The following is a 23152-nucleotide window of genomic DNA, read 5'->3' as shown; positions in this document are numbered from 1 at the left end:
ATTTGTCTTATGTGTTTTTTGCCTATTATACAACAATTTTCTGTAAATTTTACGTTAACTACCGTTTTAATTTCAGCATATAAGTAAGGTTCTTGTCAATCACTCCCTAAAAAAGGCATCTGCAGTCGAGAAATCTTTAATGCTTGAACAACAAAAAAAGGCCAGCAATTTCTGCCGGCCTTTTTCCGTTATAATTAATCCTCGTGATCTTCCTGCTCATCCAGGAACGCGCCAAGGATTTCTTCAATTCTGTCCCATTCCTCGTCAGTTTCGATCGGAATTAAATCTCCTGCTTTACCTTCTTCTCCAGGAACAAAGGCTGAAGCATGGATTTCAATTTCATCATCACCATTTTCATCTGCATCTGCCGGATAATAAAGGACATATGACTTTCCGAACTCTTCCAGATCGAAAGTGGTGAGGATTGTGTACAATTGTTCTTTGCCGTCCTCATCTACTACGGTAATTTGGTTATCTCCATGTTCCATTTCATTCACCTCAAAATTTTTTACTGTCAAGAAATCCTTGCAAGATCATGACTGCAGCCATTTTATCAATGACCTTCTTCCGTTTTTTCCTGCTCATATCTGCTTCGAGAAGGACTCGTTCAGCAGCCATAGTTGTCATTCGTTCATCCCAAAGTACAACCGGTAAGGAAAACAGGCTTTCAACCTGGTCTGCATACCGCTGGCTTGCCTCGGCGCGAGGGCCAATTGTTCCATTCATGTTTTTGGGATATCCGATTACCACTTGGCTGACTGAGTACTCCTCTATAATTTTACCCAAACGGGCAAAACCAAACTCGTTGTTTTCCTCATCGATTTTTATTGTTTCCAGGCCTTGTGCAGTCCATCCCAATTCATCGCTGAGGGCGACGCCGACTGTTTTCGAGCCGACATCCAAACCCAATATCCGCATTATTTGCCTCCGCGTTTTTGTTTCAGATAAAACTTCACCAGTACTTCGATGATTTCATCCCGTTCAAGCTTCCTGATGATGTTGCGTGCATCCCGATGGCGCGGTATATAGGCAGGATCACCAGAAAGCAGGTAGCCGACAATCTGGTTGATCGGGTTATACCCTTTTTCCTGAAGTGCTTCATGCACCTGGAAAAGGACTTCGTCTACATCATGTTCAAATGGCTCTTCAGGAAAATTGAATCTCATTGTTTTGTCGAATGAGCTCATTGCCTGCACCTCGCATTTTCGTTTGCATAGAGAATAGATGGTAATATATTCATTCTACACTACTTGTCCTGATTATCAAATTGATTTTACCCATTCTTCAGCAAACTGAAGCGCACTTTCAAGCTTTGCCGGATCTTTTCCGCCTGCCTGGGCCATGTCTGGGCGACCGCCCCCGCTGCCCTCGCACCTTACCGCAACTTCTTTAACAAGCTTGCCGGCATGGTAGCCTTTTCCAATCAAATCTTGAGTTACAGCCGCTATTAAGTTTACTTTTCCTTCATTTGCGCTTCCAAGAACGATGACGGCAGACCCGAGCTTTTGTTTAAGGTCATCAGCCATTCCTCTCAATCCCGGCACATCCTGCCCCTGAACACTAGCAGACAGCAATGTGATGCCATTTACCTGTTTTGCCTTCGTTGTTAAATTTGAAGCTTCGATATGGCCAAGCTTTGCAGAAAGGGATTCATTTTCACGCTGAAGCTGTTTAAGCTCGCCAAGCAAGCCATCGATTCGTGACGGAAGGTCTTTAGGATTTGCTTTCAATTTTTCCGCAGAATCCTTAAGCAAACCTACCTGGCTGTTTAATAGCTCATAAGCAGCCTCACCAGTGACGGCTTCAATCCTGCGTGTTCCAGCACCAATTCCACTTTCTGCGACAATTTTGAACAGACCAATAACTGAAGTATTTGGCACATGGCAGCCTCCGCAAAGCTCAAGGCTATAGTCGCCCACCTTGACGACACGGACAATATCTCCATACTTTTCCCCGAAAAGAGCCATTGCACCCATTGCCTTTGCCTCTGCGATTGGCTTTAAGGAAATATCCACATGAATGTTTTGCCAAATTTTCTCGTTAACAATTTTTTCGATTGCTTCGAGCTCCTCATGTCTTACCTGGCCAAAATGGGAGAAGTCAAAACGAAGACGTTCTGCTTCAACAAGTGATCCAGCCTGATTTACATGTGTCCCAAGTACGTCCTTCAACGCCTGATGAAGCAAGTGGGTAGCTGTATGATTCTTAATAACTCTTACCCTGTTTTCACGATTGACAGCCGCGGCAACATTTTGGCCGGTTTTCAAGGTACCCTCAACAATTTCCACACGATGCAGATTCTGCCCGTTCGGCGCTTTTTTGACGTCCTTGACAAATACTTTCACGCCATCACCTATAATAAAGCCCTCATCTGCAATTTGGCCGCCGCTTTCTGCATAAAATGGCGTATGGTCCAAAATCAATTGAACTTCCTCTCCAGTTGAAGCTTCAGCAACAATTTCACCGTTTTGAAGAATAACTAAGACACTTGCATTGGTTTCAAGCTGGTCATAGCCAACAAAGTTGCTCTTTACCGTAATTTCACCAAGTATCCCGCTTTGTACCTGCATGGAATCAACATCCTGCCTTGCAGCTCGTGCACGTTCCCGCTGTGCAGCCATTTCCGCCTCAAAGCCGTCGTAATCAATCCCAAGCCCGCCTTCTTCTGCATATTCTTCTGTCAGTTCAACAGGGAAGCCATAGGTATCATATAGTCGGAATGCATCTTCGCCTGAAATCTCTTTGCTTCCAGTTTCTTTCGCTTTCTTGATTATTCCTTCAAGAATGGCAAGACCTTCATGCAATGTTTCGTGGAAGCGTTCCTCTTCATTCTTGATTACCTTTTGGATAAACTCCTGTTTGTCCTTAACCTCAGGATAGAAATCATGCATGATTTCCCCTACAACTGGCACTAACTCAAACATAAATGGACGATTAATCCCTATTTGCTTCGCATAGCGGACAGCACGTCGGAGCAAGCGCCTTAAAACATATCCTCGCCCTTCATTTGATGGCAGAGCGCCATCCCCGACTGCAAATGAAACAGTCCTGATATGGTCGGCAATAACCTTAAAGGCAACGTCTGATTCCTTTGATTCGCCATATTTTGCTCCCGAAATTTCCTCGGTCGCACGGATGATTGGCATAAATAAATCGGTATCAAAATTTGTTGGAACGTTTTGAACAACCGATGCCATCCGTTCAAGCCCCATCCCAGTATCAATGTTCTTCTTTGGAAGCGGTGTATACGTTCCGTCGGGATTATGGTTGAATTGCGAAAATACAAGATTCCATACTTCAAGATAGCGATCATTTTCCCCGCCAGGATAAAGCTCAGGATCGGTTGGGTCATCGCCATATTCAGGTCCGCGGTCATAGAAAATTTCAGTATTCGGGCCGCTTGGACCCTCGCCGATATCCCAGAAGTTCCCCTCCAGGCGGATTATTCTTTCCACGGGAATGCCAATTTTTTTGTTCCAATAGTCATATGCTTCATGGTCTTCCGGATGGACAGTTACAGATAGTTTTTCAGGATCAAAGCCCATCCATTTTTCTGAAGTCAGGAACTCCCATGCCCACTCAATCGCTTCTTCTTTGAAGTACTCTCCAATTGAAAAATTGCCGAGCATTTCAAAAAAAGTATGATGGCGCGCTGTTTTTCCGACGTTTTCAATATCATTTGTCCTAATTGATTTCTGGGCATTGGTGATCCTTGGATTATCCGGAATTACCCTGCCGTCAAAGTATTTCTTAAGTGTTGCGACTCCGCTGTTGATCCAAAGAAGGGATGGATCATCATGGGGAACAAGCGAAGCGCTTGGTTCAATCTGATGATTTTTTTCCTGGAAAAAGTCCAGAAACATCTTCCTGATTTGCGAGCCAGTTAATTGTTTCATTTCATATCCTCCATCATTTTTCTCGAATGTACAGCCAGCTTAAAAAAGAACACAAAAAAGCCCCCATCCCTGGACAGGGACGAGAGCTATGCTCGCGGTACCACCCTGATTATGGGCAAGTTTCTGCCCATCTCTCATTCATGCCTTAACGCGGCACACGGCAGTGATTAGCTGCACTCCGGATTAGCATTCTGCCAATTTTTCATCCCGGGCTCCTTCCAGCCAATGGAAGCCCTCTCTGGCCGCATAATGCGGTTGGATTGCCAATAGCATACTCAGTCCATCATCATGTTAAAAGATCATTTTTTCCTATGACTGGATTATAGCGATGCAAAAGGAGTTTGTCAATCAGGCTGATTTAATGAACTTTTACGAAAAATCCCTTCGCATGTATGATTGCTACTTTCAGGATTGCCAGGGTTGGAACGGCCAGGATCAATCCTGGTATCCCTCCAATTTCACCACCCGCTAATAGAGAAAGCATAATGAGCAGCGGATGCATGTGGAGGCTCTTTCCAACAATGTATGGAGATAAAATATTGCCCTCCAGGAACTGCAGGGAAAACACAATTCCCACCGTAACAAGAATCATTTTAGGAGACATAGAGGCAGCTATCGTGACAGCAGGAATCGCACCAATAATTGGACCAAAATAAGGTATAACATTGGTCAGGGCAACTACAAGCCCGAGCAGGAGCGGGAAACGAAGCCCAACTAGCCAGAATAGCATGGATGAAATCAGTCCCATAAGCGTGCAAACAAGTAGTTGGCCACGGATATAGCCTCCTAACGACTCATCAGCGTCTTTTAGGAAACGTTCACCTTGTCTCCGCCATTTTTTAGGAGTCATATACCAGATTGCCCTCTTCAGCACTTCATAATCCTTAAGCATGTAAAAAGCGATAAAAGGAATCACTGCAATGGTTAAAATTGAATCCGCCAGTTTTCCAAACCCAGCCGCAACCCGGTCAAAGAGACTATCCAGCCTTGCCTCCACAGAATTAATCGCTCCGTCAACTTTTTCCCTTATTCCATTTGGCCATCCCTCGGTCCTTTCCTCAAGGCCTGAAATAACTTGGCGATATTGGTCGGCAAAATCTGGTGCGCTCGCCGAGAGTTCGCGTATTTGTGAGATAAAGGCGGGTATTCCCTTATACAACGCAAATCCGGTACCGCCAAAAAAGATAATATAAATAACGAGTACTGCCAAACCACGATGAACGCCTTTGCTGTGAAGGTTTTCCACGATTGGGTGGAGAAGATATGCGATGAATCCCGCGGTAATAAAGGGAGTTAACAAAAAGCCTATTAGGCGGGCAGCAGGAATCCAGAAAGGCTTTAATATCATTATGACAAAAATCGTTGATAGCAACAGAAGGAAAAAACCAATCCGGTAAAACCATTTTAATTGTATGTTCATTCCGCACCTCCCTCAAAGCTAGTTTTTCAGAAGTGCGGGGTGTTTATTCCTAAATAGCAAGTCATCTCTTACCTACTCAATCTGAAGCAGGTAAAGACTCCTATTTCAAGGCTGTTCCTCCTTCATCGCCTTTATGAAGGACGGCTAGACACCTATTTCAAGGCTGTTCCCTCCTTCATAGCTCCCAATATCCGATTTCATACTTGGATTTTTAATTAGAACTATATATTTTAATCTATAGTTTTTCTGAGATTTCCGCTCCAGGCACTACGCTTTCCACGGGCGGCCTGGGAGCCTCCTCGGCGCGAGCGCCTGTGGGGTCTCCCACTGACCTTTTCTCCCGTAGGAGTCTTCGTGCCTTCCGCTACAATCAATAAATTGCCTATTCATCAGCAATTCTTTAGTTGAACTTATATACATAGCAAAAAACCGGGGTTTACCCCCGGTTTCATTTTAAAAACATAATTAACTTGAATAACGGCGTTCGTTTTCTTCAAACAGATCATCAAGCGAGCTTAAGGTTCCATCCTCTTCCACCTGGTGGGTATGGATCAGGCCTTTGGAAAGAGAAAGTTCAATAAAACAATTCCAGCAGTAGAACTGGTTGATTCCAATTTTGCCGATATCTTTGCTCTGGCAGTTGGGGCAGCTTAACATGGAATGGGCACCTCACGTTGTTTCTGGAGTTACGATGATGGTATCCTTTCCAAGCTTCGCGGGCCCGACCGCCTTGATGATTTTTTTCCCATCCTGCAGGTCCGAAAAGAATCCATCCGAAATTTCGTACCCTACGATTGTGCCCAGTTCTTCTTTAAAATATACGTCATTAAGGATTCCAAGTGATTCGCCTTCGCGGTTCATGACCATTTTTCCGGCAATTGGGCTCTGATGAGAAAGAGTATGGAACGGATTGTCCAACCTTTTCTCAAGAGCTACTTCTGATGAAATCATGACTCCATCTGGCCCTATGGATAGAATCTTTCCGTAATCAAGATAAAGCTTTTGCTTGAAAAAATTCTGTTTGTTGACGATCAGCCCATATACCTCGCCTTCTGCCAAGCAAAGATCCGCAACCGTCCCAAGTTTTTTTCCATTGTTTTCAGCTATGACGGGCAATCCTTTTACCAATCCGAATGTCCGCAAGACTCTCACGCCCTTTTCGAACATGAATGTCCGGCTGGATGGGGTAGCTTCACCTCCACCCAGGGGACTTATCGTTAGTTTTTAGCCAGTCACATAAAATCATAAGGCGAAATGTTTTCCATGCCAATCATCGGGCTCGTTTTCATCAGCATTTCCTCATAAGAAGGTTCTGCTCTTGCTGCAGCATATTCCAATTGGGGTTCATTAACTTTTTTCACTATTTCAGCAGCGGCCTCTGGCTCATGCTGTACACTTTCCCCACCAGCAGGCAAAGCATCGAGTAATTTCGCAGTAAGCGTTGTCTGCCTTGTCATTTCGTCATTTCGTTCTACTCCAAGCCTGAAGGCATCTTCCTCACCACAAAGAATCAAAAATTGCCTGCTGCGGGTGATAGCTGTATAAATCAAGTTCCGGCGCAGCATTCTGTAATAGCTTCTCGTAACCGGAAAAATTACAATTGGGAACTCGCTTCCCTGCGCTTTATGGACCGATGTGCAATAAGCATGGGTAATTTGGTTTAAGTCCTGGCGAGTGTAGGTGACCTCAATTCCATCGAATGAGACAATCACCATATCCTGCTTTTCAGTATTCTCTTTTGCATAAAAAATCGAAACGATTTCCCCGATGTCACCATTAAAGACGTTCTTTTCTGGCTGATTCACCAGCTGAAGCACCTTGTCTCCAATCCGGTATTTTACCTCACCAAAGGCAAGTTCCTTTCTATTACCATCAGGATTAGGGTTGAAAAGCTCCTGAAGTATGACATTCAGCCTATCAATGCCAGCAGGACCCTTATACATAGGGGCAAGCACTTGGATATCCCTGACATGATACCCCTTATTCCTGGCATTCAGGGCAACCTTTTCAACCACCTGTGCAAGCTGGTGGCCATTGCATTTTATAAAAGAACGATCTGCCTGCTGTTTGGAAAGGTCGGCGGGAACTGTACCATTCTTTATTTCGTGGGCAAGCATGATAATAGAAGAGCCCTCTGCCTGGCGGTAAATATCAGTCAGCCTGACTGTCGGTATCCGTTCAGATCTAAGCAAATCCTTTAGAACCTGTCCAGGGCCAACGGATGGAAGCTGATCTTCATCGCCAACCAGGATAACCTGAATAGATTCAGGCAGCGCCTTAAAGAGCTGATGGGCGAGCCAAATATCAACCATCGAGGATTCATCAACAATTAGAAGCTTTCCTTCAAGACTTGCTTCTTCATCATGGTTGAAGGTTTCTGAACCTGTATAACCAAGAAGCCTATGGATTGTAACAGCAGGAAGTCCTGTTGATTCACTCAGCCGCTTTGCCGCTCGTCCAGTCGGTGCAGCCAGCAGGATTGGAAAAGCCTCATCTTTTTTAAGATAATCCTTTGGCTCGAGGGAGCAGCCGTGAAGCTCTGCATAAAGCTCGACAATTCCCTTTATTACAGTTGTCTTTCCAGTACCCGGACCACCTGTTAAAATCATCATCGGCGATTGGATCGCAGTCTGGATTGCTTCCTTTTGCGATGGCGCATATTCGACGCCAAGCCTTTCTTCCAGGTCCCCAAGCGCTAACAGAAATTCGGACTCTGGGAACTGCCCGAACTCTTTTTGTTCGAGAATCCGCTTGATACTCGAGACAAGACCTTTTTCCGAAAAATAAAGAGAGGGCAAGTATACCCGCTGATTTTCTCCAGCAATTTTGCCTTCTTCTTCAAGCTTAATTAATTCCGCTGTAATGTCCTTGAATTCAATGACATCTCGCTTGTTCTCCTCTAGCAGCGCCTTAACCCGGAGCAGCACATCCCGTGCTTCCAAATAAACATGGCCTGCCTGCATACACTCCGTTTCAAGCGTGTAAAGGCACGCTGCCTTTATCCTGTGCGGGTGGCTGCCGGAAATACCAAGCTGAAAACCTAGCTCGTCCGCTCTGGTAAATCCGATACCCTCAATGTCCTCGACCAGCTGGTATGGGTTTTTCTGAATAACTTCTATCGTTGTTTCTTTGTAAACCTGATAAATCTTCATTGAAAGCTGCGGCCCGAATCCATATTGATTCAGGGCAACCATCACCTGTTCAAGTCCCTGATGCTCCATTAGCGTGTCATAAAGCATCTTCGCCTTATCAGGAGGCAGCTTTGGGATTGTATCGAGAAGGGAAGGCTGGTTCAGAATACGGGAAATTGCTTTTTCACCTAGCACTTCTACAATGGTTTCAGCAGTTTTTTTTCCAATTCCTTTAAAGATTTCACTTGAGAGATAAGCGATTACACCCTGTTTGGACTGGGGGATATCTTTTCGGAAATGAGTAACATGAAATTGCAGACCAAACTTCGGGTGCTCCTTAAATTCCCCGTAAAATAAATACGATTCCTGATCATGCAGCTTTGGGAAGTAACCTGTGACAACAGCTTCACGGTCTTCATACGTATCATTTGTATCGTCGACCCTTATTTTTGCAACGGTATACATGTTTGCTTCATTGTGGAAGATGGTCACAAATGGCCGTCCCTTGAGATATTTCCCCTGTTCGGAAAAAAGATCAAGTGAATCCTGCTGGTCCATAACAGCCCTCCTTTATGAAAGGTATTTCAATGGTTACATTTCTCAGCCAAGGCTGTCTTCAATAAACTGCTTTACACTCGCAGCCATACTATGTTCAGGATCAACCCGAAGAGCCTCATTCAAAAATCCAAGAGCTTTAGAAGTTTCCTCTTTAAAAGCGTAAGCGACTCCAAGGTTGTAGTACGCATCGGCATGGTTGGCATCCAATTGAATACAGGCGTCAAATTGTTCAATCGCAAGGTCGAGCTGATTTTCCTGGGCTAGATTTAGGCCATAGTGAAATCGTGCATCGACGTCTTCAGGTGAAAGCTCAACACTTCTTTGCAAATAAGGAATAGCAAGGAGGGTTTTGCCATCCTGGCTAAGTGACATTCCAAGCATGAAAAAATTGTCGCTCGAATCCAGTCCCTTTTTCATAGCCGCTTCAAACATAACCGTAGCTTTTTCAAAACTCTTCTTGTTGTAGTAGAGAGTTCCGATGCTATAATAGGCAGCTGCTGCGGAATCATCAAGCTCCAATGCTTTTTGGAAAAATTTCATTGCTCGCTCGTCATCGCCCGTCGCTGCGAGTAAATTGCCAAAATTAATATATCCAACCGGGTCTGCCGGATTCTCTTCTATTGCTTCATTGAAGGCGACTGCCGCTTCTTCAAGCTGCCCCGCCTGCATAAGTTCAATTCCTTTTACATTTTTGTCCATTATTATCACACTCCATCAGAAAACAGTATACCATAATGCTATTATCTTTTTTAATAGATGCAAATAGCAGCCCGAACTATTTCAATTTGTACTGCACACAGGTAATTGTGACCGTCTCTCGATTACAGGATGGAGCTGAAAAAAAGTAACAGAGCGTTTCAGTGACAAATGGAGTCCTCGAGAGTGTATATCCGGAATTTCAGAGTAGATATCCGGTAAAATAAAAATTTTTCCGAGATTTTTGAGTAGATATCCGGTAAATTCACAATTCAGACAAAAATCAAATCAGAAGCTGGACGAAAAAAATCCCGATTCACCAGCAGCACGCTGGGAATCGGGATTCATATTATCCTACATAATCCAGTTTTTCACCGTTCATGAACACTTCGTCAATCGTACCGCCGCCTAGGCATTCGTCACCATTGTAAAAGACGACAGCCTGACCAGGAGTGACAGCGCGGATAGGTTCATCAAACACTACCTCGGCCCTGCCTCCTTCAAGCAGCTTTACTGTAACACTATTATCTGCCTGACGGTATCTGAATTTGGCCGTACACTTGAACTCGGCTGGCTTTTCGGAATCTGAAGTCCAGCCTACATTGTCAGCCAGAATTGAAGTTGAATATAGCTTTTCATTATCAAAGCCTTGTCCGACATAAAGGACATTCCGCTCCAAGTCCTTGCCAATAACAAACCATGGATCACCTTGGCCGCCAATGCCAAGCCCATGGCGCTGGCCTATAGTGTAATACATTAGGCCGTCATGTTTGCCCTTGATTTCTCCATCCATCGTTTCCATATTGCCTGGCTGGGCTGGCAGATATTGACCGAGAAATTCCTTGAAGTTCCGCTCACCGATAAAGCAAATGCCTGTGCTGTCCTTTTTCGCAGCTGTTGCAAGTTCTGCTTCGGCAGCTATCTTCCTGACATCGGCCTTTTGAAGACCGCCAATCGGGAACATAACTCTGCTCAGCTGATCCTGGTTCAACTGATTAAGGAAGTAGGTTTGGTCCTTGTTTTCATCAAGGCCGCGGAGCATCTTGTATTCACCATCGCGGTAGGCAACCTGTGCATAGTGTCCTGTTGCTAGGTAATCGGCGCCAAGCTTCAGAGCATGTTCAAGGAACGCCTTGAACTTTATTTCCTTGTTGCACATAACATCCGGGTTAGGTGTCCTGCCAGCTTTGTATTCTTCAAGGAAATAGGTGAAGACCTTGTCCCAGTATTGCTTTTCAAAATTGACCGCATAATACGGGATCCCAATCTGATTGCACACTCGGATGACATCGTTATAATCCTCTGTTGCGGTACAGACCCCATTTTCATCTGTATCGTCCCAGTTCTTCATGAAAATTCCGATGACATCATAGCCCTGCTGCTTCAAAAGCAGTGCAGCGACGGAGGAGTCCACTCCCCCGGACATTCCAACAACAACCCTTGTGTTTTTTGGCTCTTTTCTTTCCATGATATCACCACACTTTTTCTATAAAAATTTATTGTAAGGGGAAACTCCCTAAAAGTTATTAAACAACTCGCCTATTGGTAAAGAATAGGCATTGATGCGAAATGGAGTGATATCCCCCTTTTCGCTAAAAATGGCTGCTAACCGCGCAGCCGTTTTGTTATTTTTGCTGTCTCTTTTGCTGTCCGCACAATATCCTCTTCTGTCGTGCCAAGCCCGAAGCTGAATCTGATTGAATTGGCAATTCGCTCGGATTCACTCCCAAACATGGCCACAAGGACATGAGACGGCTCAATTGAACCAGCCGTACACGCGGAACCACTTGAAACTGCTATCCCGGCCAAATCAAGGTTGACTAGCATCGCCTCAACATTGGTCCCAGGAAAACTCAAGTTTACTATATGAGGCAATGAGTTTACAAGCGAACCGTTCAGCTCGAACGTGGAAGTTTCTTCCTCAAGCACTTCGATAAACCGCTTTTTCAGGCGCAGGTAATTTTCCGCCTTTTCTTCCCTGGCATCGGCGGCAATCTGGGCAGCTTCCATAAAACCGAGGATTGAAACAAGATTTTCAGTTCCCGCCCTGCGTTTCCGTTCCTGCTCGCCTCCGAACGACCTTGGTGACAGCCGGATTCCTTCTCTCGCAAAAAGAAAGCCCGTCCCCTTTGGACCGTTGATTTTATGGGCAGATACTGACAGCAGGTCAATGCCCGCTTTTTGAACATCAATATCAACAAGGCCATAAGCCTGCACTGCATCAGTATGGAAGAAGGCCTGATGACCGCTTAAAAGAGCACCGATTTCTTCAATTGGCTGAAGCGTGCCCACCTCGTTGTTTCCGTACATAATCGTGACAAGAATCGTTTCATCTGTTAATGCCTTCTCCAGTTCATCAAGTGAAATCCTGCCTGTTTCATCCACAGACAGATAGGTTACCTGAAACCCTTGATCTTCAAGTTTCTTGCAGGCGTGCAGAACCGCATGGTGTTCAACTGCAGTTGTGATAATATGCCTGCCCTTTTCTTGATAGGATTCCGCTATCCCTAATATCGCCAGGTTATCCGCTTCGGTTCCACCGCTTGTAAAAATAATTTCGTTAGCCTTTGCTGCTATTCCCTTAGCCAAAACGTGGCGGGCTTCATCAAGCAAGTGGCGGGCTTCCCTGCCATAAGAGTGTATGCTTGATGGATTTCCATAAAAAGTCCCCATTGCACTGGCCATCTTTTCAATAACCTTCGGGTGCATAGGGGTGGTCGCAGCATGGTCCAAATAAATCCGTTCCATGGAAAATCACCTTCGTTTCTATGTTACTATCGCTATTTTATCCTTTAGATATAAAACATATAAGAATCTGGATTTTGATCTTCACTATGATTGGCCAAATCCTCAATTGTAGTGCTATCAAGCACGTCCCTGATGGCATCTCTGATTCTAATCCAAAGCTCGCGTTTAGCCGGCTCTTCATCCTCCATGCCCTCGACTGGTGTAATCGGGCCTTCAAGAACCCTGATAATGTCACCAGCAGTTATTTGCGCTGGTTCCTTAGAGAGAAGATATCCCCCATAAGCTCCTCTAATACTTTTAACCAGACCCGCATTTCGAAGCGGAGCGACCAGCTGTTCAAGATAATGCTCCGATAGATCATTTGCCTGGGCGATTGTTTTAAGCGAAATCGGACCTTCTCCATATTTTTTTGCCAGTTCAATCATAATAGTTAATCCATACCGACCTTTAGTAGAAATTTTCACAACTAGGCCCCCTTACTGATGTTCAGTTCGTTTTTTCTTTTTACTTTTTCTAATATTACATCTGTCAATCTATTGCATTGCGGCATAACTGCCCCGAATATCGGGCCAATCATAAAGCTAAACAGGATGGTTCCCCAGTTAACCGGGCCTCCAAGCCACCATCCAATCAGAAGGACAATTACCTCCATTGAACCGCGAACATTCCGGATTTTCCAGCCAGTCTTCTCGTAAACCGCTGCCATCAGGCTGTCGCGGGGCCCCGTACCAAGGCCTGCCGAGATATAAACACCCATGCCGCACGCATACACAATGATTCCCAGAGCAAACATGGCCGCTTCGCCAAAATGCGAAGAAGGCTCTTTTATAAAAGGCATCAACATGTACATATCAATAAATACGCCAATTAAAAGCATATTTAAAAACGCACCAATATGCGGAATTTCTTTTGCAATGATTGCAGCCGCTGTCAAGATTACAACTCCTACTAGTATCGACCAGCTGCCGACAGTCAAACCTATTTGATAATAGAGGCCAACGTGGAAGACATCCCAAGGTGTTGCTCCAGCATTGCTTCTGATAAGCAAGACAACCCCAAGAGACATGATAAGCAGGCCAATCGTAAAAACCGTCAGCCTCGCCCCTATCTGCCCCTTTCTTTTTTTAAACAATGAAAAGGACCCCTTTGCCTTAACAAACTTAAATTCCATCCTGCTATTATTATTAAATACAGAGTATATAGGTAGGCTTTAGAAATTATAGCACAAACAATGGCAATATGCATTGGTTCGGGAAAATTGCCATAATAGCAGAACTCCATGAGGAATGGTAAACTAAAAGGATAGACTTGTCTTTGGAGAGATGCAAAATGATGCAAGATAAACCACTTGCCTTTAGGATGCGGCCGAGAACGTTTGATGAAGTGTGCGGCCAGGAGCATTTAGTTGGCGATGGAAAAATAATAGCCAGAATGGTTAAAGCCAAACAGCTTTCTTCCATGATCCTGTATGGCCCCCCGGGCATCGGAAAAACGTCGATTGCAAGTGCAATTGCCGGCAGCACCCGATACGCCTTCAGGACATTGAATGCTGTCACGAATAATAAAAAGGATATGGAAATCGTCGCTGCTGAAGCAAAAATGTCAGGCAAGGTCATTCTACTTCTGGATGAGGTCCATCGCCTTGATAAGGCGAAGCAGGATTTTCTGCTTCCTTACCTTGAAAACGGGATGATCACCCTGATTGGTGCAACAACAAGCAATCCCTATCATAGCATCAATCCTGCAATCAGAAGCCGCTGCCAAATATTCGAGCTTAAGCCACTGGAGCCGGACGATATTAAAAAGGCGATCAACAGGGCTCTAGAGGATGATGAACGCGGCCTTGGCTCAATGGATATCGAAATCACCCCAGAAGCAATGAACCATTTTTCCCAGGGGTCAGGCGGCGATGTCAGAAGTGCACTAAATGCTGTTGAGCTCGCGTCACTTTCAACCGAGCCCAATGATTCTGGAAAAATTGTAATTGACGTAGCGACTGCAGAGGAATGCCTGCAGAAAAAAAGCTTTGTCCACGACAAGGACGGAGACGCACATTATGACGTTCTTTCAGGGTTCCAAAAATCAATCCGCGGCAGTGATGCCAACGCTGCTCTCCATTATCTTGGGCGGCTAATCGAAGCAGGTGACCTCCCAAGCATAGCAAGAAGGCTTTTGGTAATTGCCTATGAGGATGTCGGACTTGCCAACCCTCAGGCAGGTGCCAGGACACTTGCAGCAATTGAAACAGCAGAGCGAATTGGTTTCCCTGAAGCGAGAATCCCGCTTGCCAATGCTGTAATTGAACTATGTTTATCACCAAAATCCAATTCCGCAATCATGGCAATCGACTCGGCACTGAGCGATATCAGGAAAGGCTTGTCCGGCGATGTTCCCGACCATCTTCGCGACGCCCATTACAAAGGTGCAAAAGAGCTTGGACGCGGAATTGACTATTTGTATCCCCATGACTATGAAACAGGCTGGGTGCGCCAGCAATACCTTCCTGACAAACTAAAAAACAAACGCTACTACCAGCCAAAGAAAAACAGCAAATTTGAACAGGCATTTGCATCCGTTTATGAAAAATTGACGAAATAATAACAGAGAGGCTCCCTTGGGGGAAGCCTCTCTGTTTTGTAAATATTTCCCTATCCTAGATTAAAATGTAGCCAACAAGCTTTATTGGAACTGTTTTGAGCTTTCGGGCAGGCTAAAATGTTACCAATAGGCTTTATTGGAACTGTTTTGTACTTCCCAACAGGTCGAAATGTAACCAATTGGCTTTATTGGAACCGTTTCGAGCTCCCAGGCAGGCCGAAATGTAACCAATAGGCTTTATTGGAACCGTTTCGAGCTCCCAGCCAGGTCAAAATGTAGCCAATAGGCTTAGGACTGTTTCAAGCTCTTAGGCAGGATAAACTGGACATTTGTGGAGCCTGTAATCAACAGCATTCTTTAACATTCGAAAAAAAGAAACCCATAGCTCGAAGGCCATGGATTCCATAATTCATTTATTTTTCCGGAACGCCGGAAACACGGTCGATATGAATGTCTTTAAGAAGTTCCCGGACAACATAACTTGCCATAATCAGTCCAGCAACAGACGGTACGAATGCGTTCGAGGAAGGCGGCATTTGCGCTTTCCTGATTTCAGCTTTATCATTGCCAACTACTTTCCGTACGTCCTCACGAATGACAATCGGGCTTTCGCTTGAAAAGACAACCGGAATTCCTTTCCTGATGCCTTCCTTGCGCAATTTTGTCCGGATAACTTTGGCAATCGGGTCAGTATGAGTTTTGAAAATATCAGCAATTTCAAAGCGGGTCGGATCCATTTTATTGGCCGCTCCCATACTTGAAATCATCGGGATGCCACGTTTCAGACATTCCTTAATTAAATGGACTTTGTAAATAATCGTGTCTGAGGCATCGATAACAAAATCCGGTTTATAGGAAAACACTTCTTCATATGTTTCTTCGGTGTAGAACATTTTAAGGGAAATGACTTCACAATCCGGATTGATGTCGGCAATCCGTTCCTTCATCAAATCCGCCTTTGGCTTTCCAACCGTTGACAATAGCGCAATCACCTGGCGATTTACGTTTGTAATATCCACAACATCCTTATCAATAAGAATCAGACGTCCTACACCGGATCTGGCCAAGGCTTCTGCCGAAAACGATCCTACTCCGCCAATACCAAGCACTAATACTGTGCTGTTCTTCAAAATATCGAGGCCTTCCTGGCCGATTGCAAGTTCATTACGTGAAAATTGATGCAGCATTGCTATCACTCCATTTATATATCTGGCATACAGATTCAATTCCGCCTTTCACTCTCGGGCGGATGACGGTTTTATGTATCTTTACCCCGATAAAATATATACTATCCTCTTTTTTTATGCAAGAAGATTTCCAAACTAAAGGTGCAGAAAACACAGCGTGAACACACCACAATTCACTTGACCTACCTTCATGGAAGTCATCGGTTTATATTTCAAGGACAATTCCCAGTTTGTACAACATCAAATTGTACTTGAAAACAGGTTTCGAGGACATTTCACAATCCCCGCAACCTAAAATGTACTCGAAAACAGGTTTCAAAGACATTTCACGGTCAGTACAAACTCAAATTGTACTCCAAAATTGAATTCAAAAAACCGCTGTCAGATTATCCTTAACTGCTCTCGAAAATCCGCAAAGTTAACTTATAGCACAACAAAAAACCGGAGGAAGCATCCTCCGGGAAAGTATGTATTAAAGGGCGAAGAGTCCCAACTTGTGCCGTTACCTGATTCCTTCGTTTTGGCCCGCATTAAGCAGGTGGGTGTCCTGTCCGCCGTCACTGTAAGTCCCTAAAAAGGGCATTTACGCGGCAACGAAACCCGGACTCCCGAAGAAAAAATGTTCGGTCAAAACATTTAGGCGATGCAACGTACACTTCAGGACTCTTCTAACTTGAGTACATCATAGCATATTGGATGGATTTGTTCAAGCAACAACCCTTGTTACCTGTAATTTCCAGGTATACTTTTTCTCTAGGCCTTTTCATTTTTTGTTTTAAGGGCAAGGGCAAGATGAAGCTCATCCAATTGTGCATGGCTGACTTCACCAGGGGCGTTTGTCAATAAATCGCTTGCCGAAGCCGTTTTAGGGAATGCAATTGTGTCACGAAGGTTTGTGCTGCCCGCAAGTAGCATGACAAGTCTATCAAGCCCAAGTGCAATTCCGCCATGCGGAGGTGTGCCATATTCGAAGGCTTCGAGAAGGAATCCAAATTGCTCTCTGGCTTCTTCTTCGCTAAAACCTAGCACTTTGAACATTTTTTCCTGGATTTGAGCCTCGAAAATTCTCAGGGATCCGCCGCCAAGCTCGTAGCCATTCAAGACAAGGTCATAGGCTTGGGCGCGGACTTCCGCCGGATTTTCGTCCAATAAATCAAGGTCTTCACGGAATGGCATTGTGAATGGGTGGTGGGCAGCGTAGTAACGGCCATCCTCCTCTGAATATTCCAGCAGCGGCCAATCGGTCACCCAGAGGAAATTAAACTTACTCTGGTCGATCAACTCAAGCTCACGGCCTAGTTTTAACCTCAGGGCACCAAGTGCGTCTGCCACAACAGATTTCCTGTCAGCGACGAACAGGAGCAGGTCGCCAACCTCTGCCTCGGTGATGGCTTTGATTGCTTCACCGTCTTCCTCGGAGAAGAATTTTGCAATCGGTCCTTTTAGCCCGTCAGCCTCTACCTTTAGCCAGGCCAGTCCTTTTGCACCGTAAACGCCGGCAAACTCACCAAGCGCATCAATATCCTTACGCGAATATTTTGCAGCGCCGCCTTTTACAGCGATCGCCTTCACCTGTCCGCCATTTTCAACAGCTGATGCGAATACTTTGAAACCAGATCCTGCTACTGCTTCGGACAGGTCCTTCAGTTCCATGCCAAAGCGTGTGTCAGGTTTGTCAGATCCATATCGGGACATGGCTTCCTCATATTTCATACGAGGGAACTCGGCAGGAATTTCAACACCCTTTACTTCTTTCAAAAGCTTGGACATCATCTGCTCCATCATTCCGATAATATCATCCTGGCTCATAAAGCTGGTTTCGATATCGATTTGCGTGAATTCCGGCTGGCGGTCGGCACGAAGGTCCTCATCACGGAAACAGCGGGCAATCTGGTAATACCGTTCCACTCCTCCAACCATCAGCAGCTGCTTGAACAGCTGTGGAGATTGCGGCAGTGCATAGAATTCTCCTGGATGGACCCGGCTTGGGACGAGGTAGTCACGCGCGCCTTCAGGAGTGCTTTTTGTCAAAATCGGTGTTTCAATATCCAAGAAGCCTTCTCCATCAAGAAATTCACGGATAGTTTTTGTCACCTGGTGGCGCATTTTTAAAGTATTGAAAATCACCGGGCGCCGGAAGTCAAGATACCTGTATTTCAGGCGAACATCCTCAGATGCATCTGTTTTATCGGAAATAAGGAAAGGCGGAGTCTTCGCTTCATTGATAATCGTTACACTCTCGGCGATTATTTCAATCTTTCCTGTAGATATGTTCTCATTGATCGTCCCTTCATCACGGGCCACAACTGTGCCGACCACATTAAGGACATACTCGCTGCGGAACTTCTCGGCAATCTTATGGACGTCACTCTGCTGGTCTGGATTGAAAACAACCTGGACAATGCCTGTCCGGTCACGCAAGTCTACAAAGATTAGGCCTCCGAGGTCCCGGCGCTTCTGAACCCATCCTTTTAAAGTAACTTTTTCTCCTATAGCAGCATGCGGAACTTCGCCGCAAAAATAACTTCTTCCGTACATTATTATTCCTCCTTATCCTTGCAGTTCCCCGAACATTTTTACAAAAGAAGCTAGTTCTACTTCTTTCTGGTCGCCGGAAACCATATCTTTCAAATTGATAACACCTTTATCTAGCTCATCGTCACCCAGTACTGCAACAAATCGGGCATTCAACCGGTCGGCAGCCTTGAATTGGGCCTTAAGCTTCCTGTTCAAATAGTCGCGTTCGGCGGAAATCCCCTCTCTGCGAAGCTGCTGCAGCAAACCGACTGAATAGTCCTTTGCCTTTTCACCTAGAGAAACGATGTAGACATCTATTTCCCGCTTGACCGGAAGCTCGACTTTCTCTGCTTCCAGGGCGGCTATGAACCTTTCTATACTCAAAGCAAAGCCGATTCCTGCTGTTTCGGGACCTCCAAGATCCTCAACCAGGCCATTATAGCGGCCGCCGCCAGCGAGAGTGGTGATCGCGCCAAAGCCCTCTGCTTCACTCATAATCTCAAAGGCTGTGTGGTTATAATAATCAAGGCCCCGGACAAGATTCGGGTCAACCTCGAATGAAATATCCAGTTGTTTAAGATATTCCTGAACCTTTTCAAAATAGGAACGGGATTCTTCGTTAAGATAATCGACTATTGATGGAGCCGACTTCATTAACTCGTGGTCGCGGTCCTTTTTGCAGTCAAGGATTCTAAGCGGGTTTTTCTCAAGCCTAGTTTGGCAATCGCTGCAAAATTCTCCGATCCGCGGCTGAAAGTGGCTGACAAGCGCTTCCCTGTGGTCCTTCCGGCTTTCCTTGTCGCCTAGGCTGTTGATAACTAGCTTCAATTTTTTCAGTCCCAACTCGCTGTATAAAGCCATTGCCAGCGAAATTACTTCCGCATCAATGGCCGGGTCGTTGCTGCCAAGCGCCTCGACTCCGAACTGTACAAACTGGCGGAATCGGCCAGCCTGCGGGCGTTCATAGCGGAACATTGGTCCCATATAGTAAAGCTTTACAGGCTGATCGGCATATCCGAACATTTTCTTTTCTACATAAGCACGGACTGTTGAGGCAGTCCCTTCAGGGCGGAGGGTAAGGCTTCTGCCGCCGCGGTCTTCGAAGGTATACATTTCCTTCGTTACGATATCTGTTGTGTCACCGACTCCTCGGCTAAAAAGTTCTGTATGTTCAAAAACAGGCGTCCTGATTTCCTGGTATTGAAAGACTTTGCAAAGCTTGCGCGCTGTTTCTTCAATCAATTGCCACGTTTCCACCTGCCCTGGCAGGATATCCTGGGTTCCCCTTGGAATATTGATCGTCATGTGGATTCCTCCTAATATTTCTTTATATTTATCATGGAATGGCCCTTTTGATGGACCGATGATAGGAATTCTATTTGTATAGCTACAACAAAACCTTTAAGGCCGCCAACCATGGATTCTTTTTAAAATAAGATTATGTTAAACAACACTGTTGATTTCTGCTCTTGCTGCTTCAATCGCCAATGTTAAAAAACAAAATGCAAAATAAAAAAACTCCCCTCCCCTGTTTATTCCTAAACAAGGGACGAGAGTTTTGATTCCCGTGGTGCCACCCTAATTGAAACCCATAAATCTGGGCTTCCTCATTTACAGTTAACGCCTGCAACGTTCACCCCCTACTGCATTTTTCAGGGGGAAACCTCCGGAGTGTTCATTCATCAATCCTGCATGCGGGAAGGCTTTCAGCCCGGGACCCTCCCTCTCTGAACATGGCTTTTGGGTTGATTACTATGCTCCATCAACGGTTCTATCCGTATACCTATAGCAGCGAAGCAACAAAGGTGCCTTCGCTTTATTTATTTTATGATAAAGACCTCAACGCTTGTTGTCAAGCCGAATTACGATCTCTCAAGCCGTTTTTTCAGTTTTCGGACATCACGGATGGTCAACCCAAATTCACTAGCCAGCTCATACGTGCCCGAATTTTGTTCCTTTTCGATAAAATCATGGAAATCTACCCCAAATACTCCCTTTTCCCCTGAATGCGCATGCATGCCTTTGTCGCTGAATCTCATTTTCTGCACCCCTCCATCACATGACTATTTTTCTAGTGTTCCCAATCACATGAAAAAGTTTCGAGGTCCGGTGATAAATTTCTTCAGTTTTTGGTTCGTATACTAGGTATGTACTGGGACAACAATTTCCTTGACTTCAGGGAAAACAAATATTGAACTTGGTATTGGAATCATTTTAAGAAAGTAACCCCTAACAAAACAATTTCAATAGCCTCTCTTAGTATCGTTTCAAACCGAAAACCGAGTCAAAACAACGCCAATAGCCTCTCTTGGAACCATTTCATGCCGAAAAACAAGTCAAAACGATTTCAATAGCATGTCTTAAAATCATTTCAATACAGTCCGCCATACCAGCGCTTTTGGTCCCTCCCAAAATAGAATTTGGCTAGAAAAATGAAAAAACCAATGAAACTGGGACAATTTTCCGCTACAATAAAAGGTAAGTAGGAGGTGTCCAATGGGAAGGAAAATATTTTTGCTCGCTGCCTGCTGTGTCCTGCTTATCGGGGCTGTCTTCCCATTAAAGGAATACGCTGCAGGGATTACTGTCACCGCAGCGGTTGACGGCCTTAATATCAGGAGCGGTCCCGGCTTAAGCTACAGTGTTGTTGCTACTGTAAAAAAGGGAGCAGTTTTTACCGTCCTCTCAGAAAAAGGAGAATGGATGCAGCTCAGACTTTCCACAGGAAAAACCGGCTGGGCTGCCAATTGGCTGGTGAACCGCCAGCAAGCCGCTTCCAAAACCAATACAACCGCGATTATTACAGCGGACAAGCTTCGAATTAGGAGTGGACCAGGAACCAACTATTCGATGACAGGTTCATTGACAATGGGCGAGCAGGTTACTATCCTCGAAAACTCTGGACTTTGGAGTAAGATCGAAAGTAAACGCGGCAGCGGCTGGGTTTCAAGTGAATTCCTGAAAGAGACAGGCTCACCAGGAAAAACAACAGGAACTGCACCAGCAACATCAGCGGCTAAGACGAAAATAAAAGTTGTAAACGCAGATATTTTGAATGTGCGCACAACTCCTTCATCCAAAGCTGCCGTTGCCGGGAAGCTAAAGCAGGGCGCCAAAGTAGAAGTCTTGTCAGAATCAAACGGCTGGTCGAAAATCTCATTCTCAAATGGAAAAATAGGTTGGGTAAGCTCTGAATTTTTATCAGCGCAAGAAGAGAGCCCGAACTCTGGGAAAAATTCCACGGGTATTATCGGAACTGTAACAGCGACAGCACTCAGTGTCAGAAACGCAGGTTCTTTGGACGGGAAGATTATTGCGACAGTCAAAAAAGGCCAGAAGTTCAGCATACTTGAAGAAAAGAATAGCTGGGCCAAAATTGAATACCAAAAAGGCAAATATGGCTGGGTGGCAGGCTGGTACCTTGTTAAGGCTGCCGAGGAACCAGGCAATGCTGCCGGCAATACTGGCAAGGAAGTCAATGAAAGCAAGGTGACTATCCTCCATGACGGAAGCAACATCCGTCAAAAGCCGGAATTGAATGCAAAAGTGATTGCCCGTGGAAACAAGGGTGAACAATTCAAAGTTAAGAAAGTGTCGGGCAGCTGGTACGAAATCGAGCTCAAGAATGGCTCTAGCGGTTTTATCGCAGGCTGGATTGTCCAGGTATCTGGCAGTGCACCTCAAATCAGTAAGGAAGATGGTTTTTCATACCTAAAAAACAAAGTAATTGTTATTGACCCCGGCCATGGCGGAATTGATACTGGTACCATCGGGGTAAGAGGTACATACGAAAAAGGCCTAACATTAAAGACTGCGAACCTCTTAACCAGTAAGCTCACAAAGCACGGTGCCAAAGTTGTGATGACGCGGAGCCGCGATACGTATTATTCGCTGCCTTCAAGGGTCAGCTCTGCGCATATAAATGGTGCGGACGCATTCATTTCAATCCATTATGATTCTATTAACGACAGAACAGTACGCGGAATGACCACCTATTATTATCATTCCTATCAAAAGAAACTCGCTGAAACAGTCCATTCAGCAACGGTTACTGAAACAAAATCAAAAAATCGGAACGCCCGCTTCGGCGATTATCATGTAATAAGGGAAAACAAGCAGGCAGCAGCCCTCATTGAGCTTGGTTTCCTGAGCAATGCGTCCGAGGAAATGGGTGTCCTAAGCAACCAATTCCAGGAAAGTGCATCGACAGGAATTGTGAACGGGCTTGCCCGCTATTTCAAGGAAAAATAACTCCAACCAAAACGAACACCCGCCAACAACCTCGGCGGGTGTTTTTATATCATCAGAATTTATACTGGCCGCCCCTTTTTACATCTTTTTCCACAAAGGGAAGCTCCTGAGAATTATTATCGCAGGGACACAAAGGGAAGCATCCTTGAA

General features: G+C 45.1%; 19 protein-coding genes, 1 other RNA gene and 1 other annotated feature. Of the genes, 2 read left to right on the top strand and 18 right to left on the bottom strand.

Annotated elements, in window-relative coordinates; translation table 11 throughout:
- Positions 1-194: 194 nt before the first annotated feature.
- The 13 genes from AM500_RS08700 to AM500_RS08640 all read right to left on the bottom strand — a co-directional run bounded on the left by AM500_RS08700 (position 195) and on the right by AM500_RS08640 (position 13581).
- Positions 195-488, bottom strand: coding sequence for a DUF1292 domain-containing protein (locus AM500_RS08700; RefSeq protein ID WP_043933971.1), 294 nt, complete (start codon positions 486-488; stop codon positions 195-197).
- Between the two features lie 10 nt (positions 489-498).
- Positions 499-918 carry a Holliday junction resolvase RuvX gene (ruvX, locus tag AM500_RS08695; RefSeq protein ID WP_053598860.1) on the bottom strand — a complete coding sequence of 140 codons (420 nt, stop codon included), beginning with the start codon at positions 916-918 and terminating at the stop codon, positions 499-501.
- Entirely contained in the window at positions 918-1187 is a 270-nt protein-coding gene (locus tag AM500_RS08690; RefSeq protein ID WP_043933973.1) for an IreB family regulatory phosphoprotein, read from the bottom strand. The genes ruvX and AM500_RS08690 overlap by 1 nt, the downstream gene beginning before the upstream one ends.
- 75 nt (positions 1188-1262) lie before the next feature.
- Positions 1263-3896 carry an alanine--tRNA ligase gene (gene alaS, locus AM500_RS08685; protein ID WP_053598859.1) on the bottom strand — a complete coding sequence of 878 codons (2634 nt, stop codon included), beginning with the start codon at positions 3894-3896 and terminating at the stop codon, positions 1263-1265.
- Positions 3897-4254: 358 nt separating this feature from the next.
- The gene (locus tag AM500_RS08680; protein ID WP_053598858.1) at positions 4255-5316 is read right to left on the bottom strand and encodes an AI-2E family transporter; all 1062 of its coding nucleotides are present in this window, start codon (positions 5314-5316) and stop codon (positions 4255-4257) included.
- Positions 5317-5781: 465 nt separating this feature from the next.
- A complete protein-coding gene (locus AM500_RS08675) occupies positions 5782-5973 on the bottom strand; it encodes a hypothetical protein (protein ID WP_043933977.1) in 192 nt (63 codons plus the stop codon).
- Between the two features lie 12 nt (positions 5974-5985).
- Complete coding sequence (locus AM500_RS08670) at positions 5986-6468, bottom strand: PRC-barrel domain-containing protein (protein ID WP_231688166.1); 483 nt, start codon at positions 6466-6468, stop codon at positions 5986-5988.
- An 80-nt stretch (positions 6469-6548) separates the two neighbouring features.
- The gene (gene recD2 / locus AM500_RS08665) at positions 6549-9005 is read right to left on the bottom strand and encodes an SF1B family DNA helicase RecD2 (protein WP_053598857.1); all 2457 of its coding nucleotides are present in this window, start codon (positions 9003-9005) and stop codon (positions 6549-6551) included.
- A gap of 42 nt (positions 9006-9047) precedes the next feature.
- Entirely contained in the window at positions 9048-9704 is a 657-nt protein-coding gene (locus AM500_RS08660; protein ID WP_053598856.1) for a tetratricopeptide repeat protein, read from the bottom strand.
- Positions 9705-10050: 346 nt separating this feature from the next.
- On the bottom strand, positions 10051-11169 hold the full coding sequence (mnmA, locus tag AM500_RS08655) for a tRNA 2-thiouridine(34) synthase MnmA (protein WP_053598855.1): 1119 nt from the start codon (positions 11167-11169) through the stop codon (positions 10051-10053).
- 137 nt (positions 11170-11306) lie between these two features.
- Complete coding sequence (locus AM500_RS08650; protein ID WP_053598854.1) at positions 11307-12449, bottom strand: cysteine desulfurase family protein; 1143 nt, start codon at positions 12447-12449, stop codon at positions 11307-11309.
- Between the two features lie 44 nt (positions 12450-12493).
- Entirely contained in the window at positions 12494-12913 is a 420-nt protein-coding gene (cymR, locus tag AM500_RS08645; protein ID WP_053598853.1) for a cysteine metabolism transcriptional regulator CymR, read from the bottom strand.
- Between the two features lie 2 nt (positions 12914-12915).
- Positions 12916-13581: a YczE/YyaS/YitT family protein gene (locus tag AM500_RS08640; RefSeq protein ID WP_156319779.1), complete on the bottom strand. Its 666-nt coding sequence runs from the start codon at positions 13579-13581 to the stop codon at positions 12916-12918.
- Positions 13582-13781: 200 nt separating this feature from the next.
- Between AM500_RS08640 and AM500_RS08635 the strand changes: the two genes are divergently transcribed.
- Complete coding sequence (locus AM500_RS08635; protein ID WP_053601665.1) at positions 13782-15047, top strand: replication-associated recombination protein A; 1266 nt, start codon at positions 13782-13784, stop codon at positions 15045-15047.
- Positions 15048-15460: 413 nt separating this feature from the next.
- Here AM500_RS08635 and AM500_RS08630 read toward each other — a convergent pair whose 3' ends face one another.
- The 5 genes from AM500_RS08630 to AM500_RS25790 form a co-directional block, all read right to left on the bottom strand.
- Positions 15461-16234, bottom strand: coding sequence for a tRNA threonylcarbamoyladenosine dehydratase (locus tag AM500_RS08630; protein WP_043933985.1), 774 nt, complete (start codon positions 16232-16234; stop codon positions 15461-15463).
- 482 nt (positions 16235-16716) lie between these two features.
- A non-coding RNA gene (gene ssrS / locus AM500_RS24915) (6S RNA) lies at positions 16717-16901 on the bottom strand.
- A gap of 86 nt (positions 16902-16987) precedes the next feature.
- Complete coding sequence (gene aspS, locus AM500_RS08625) at positions 16988-18772, bottom strand: aspartate--tRNA ligase (protein WP_053598851.1); 1785 nt, start codon at positions 18770-18772, stop codon at positions 16988-16990.
- Between the two features lie 12 nt (positions 18773-18784).
- A complete protein-coding gene (hisS, locus tag AM500_RS08620) occupies positions 18785-20056 on the bottom strand; it encodes a histidine--tRNA ligase (protein ID WP_053598850.1) in 1272 nt (423 codons plus the stop codon).
- A 237-nt stretch (positions 20057-20293) separates the two neighbouring features.
- Positions 20294-20526, bottom strand: a binding site (T-box leader).
- 87 nt (positions 20527-20613) lie between these two features.
- Positions 20614-20790, bottom strand: coding sequence for a hypothetical protein (locus AM500_RS25790; protein WP_053598849.1), 177 nt, complete (start codon positions 20788-20790; stop codon positions 20614-20616).
- 457 nt (positions 20791-21247) lie between these two features.
- On the opposite strand from AM500_RS25790, the gene AM500_RS08610 reads away from it, so the two are divergent.
- A complete protein-coding gene (locus AM500_RS08610) occupies positions 21248-23002 on the top strand; it encodes an N-acetylmuramoyl-L-alanine amidase family protein (protein ID WP_053598848.1) in 1755 nt (584 codons plus the stop codon).
- Positions 23003-23152 lie beyond the last annotated feature (150 nt).

The sequence above is a fragment of the Bacillus sp. FJAT-18017 genome, from assembly GCF_001278805.1.
In the GTDB taxonomy this organism is placed as follows: Bacteria; Bacillota; Bacilli; order Bacillales; family Cytobacillaceae; genus Bacillus_D.
This window is presented reverse-complemented; position numbering and strand designations above follow the sequence as displayed.

Coding starts and splice junctions, on each gene's coding strand:
- mnmA (WP_053598855.1), bottom strand. CDS start 11,169: ATGGAAAGAAAAGAGCCAAAAAACACAAGGGTTGTTGTTGGAATGTCC.
- AM500_RS25790 (WP_053598849.1), bottom strand. CDS start 20,790: ATGAGATTCAGCGACAAAGGCATGCATGCGCATTCAGGGGAAAAGGGA.
- AM500_RS08690 (WP_043933973.1), bottom strand. CDS start 1,187: ATGAGCTCATTCGACAAAACAATGAGATTCAATTTTCCTGAAGAGCCA.
- AM500_RS08700 (WP_043933971.1), bottom strand. CDS start 488: ATGGAACATGGAGATAACCAAATTACCGTAGTAGATGAGGACGGCAAA.
- AM500_RS08630 (WP_043933985.1), bottom strand. CDS start 16,234: ATGCTGCATCAATTTTCACGTAATGAACTTGCAATCGGCCAGGAAGGC.
- AM500_RS08610 (WP_053598848.1), top strand. CDS start 21,248: ATGGGAAGGAAAATATTTTTGCTCGCTGCCTGCTGTGTCCTGCTTATC.
- AM500_RS08660 (WP_053598856.1), bottom strand. CDS start 9,704: ATGGACAAAAATGTAAAAGGAATTGAACTTATGCAGGCGGGGCAGCTT.
- AM500_RS08635 (WP_053601665.1), top strand. CDS start 13,782: ATGCAAGATAAACCACTTGCCTTTAGGATGCGGCCGAGAACGTTTGAT.
- aspS (WP_053598851.1), bottom strand. CDS start 18,772: ATGTACGGAAGAAGTTATTTTTGCGGCGAAGTTCCGCATGCTGCTATA.
- alaS (WP_053598859.1), bottom strand. CDS start 3,896: ATGAAACAATTAACTGGCTCGCAAATCAGGAAGATGTTTCTGGACTTT.
- hisS (WP_053598850.1), bottom strand. CDS start 20,056: ATGACGATCAATATTCCAAGGGGAACCCAGGATATCCTGCCAGGGCAG.
- ruvX (WP_053598860.1), bottom strand. CDS start 918: ATGCGGATATTGGGTTTGGATGTCGGCTCGAAAACAGTCGGCGTCGCC.
- AM500_RS08680 (WP_053598858.1), bottom strand. CDS start 5,316: ATGAACATACAATTAAAATGGTTTTACCGGATTGGTTTTTTCCTTCTG.
- AM500_RS08650 (WP_053598854.1), bottom strand. CDS start 12,449: ATGGAACGGATTTATTTGGACCATGCTGCGACCACCCCTATGCACCCG.
- AM500_RS08675 (WP_043933977.1), bottom strand. CDS start 5,973: ATGTTAAGCTGCCCCAACTGCCAGAGCAAAGATATCGGCAAAATTGGA.
- recD2 (WP_053598857.1), bottom strand. CDS start 9,005: ATGGACCAGCAGGATTCACTTGATCTTTTTTCCGAACAGGGGAAATAT.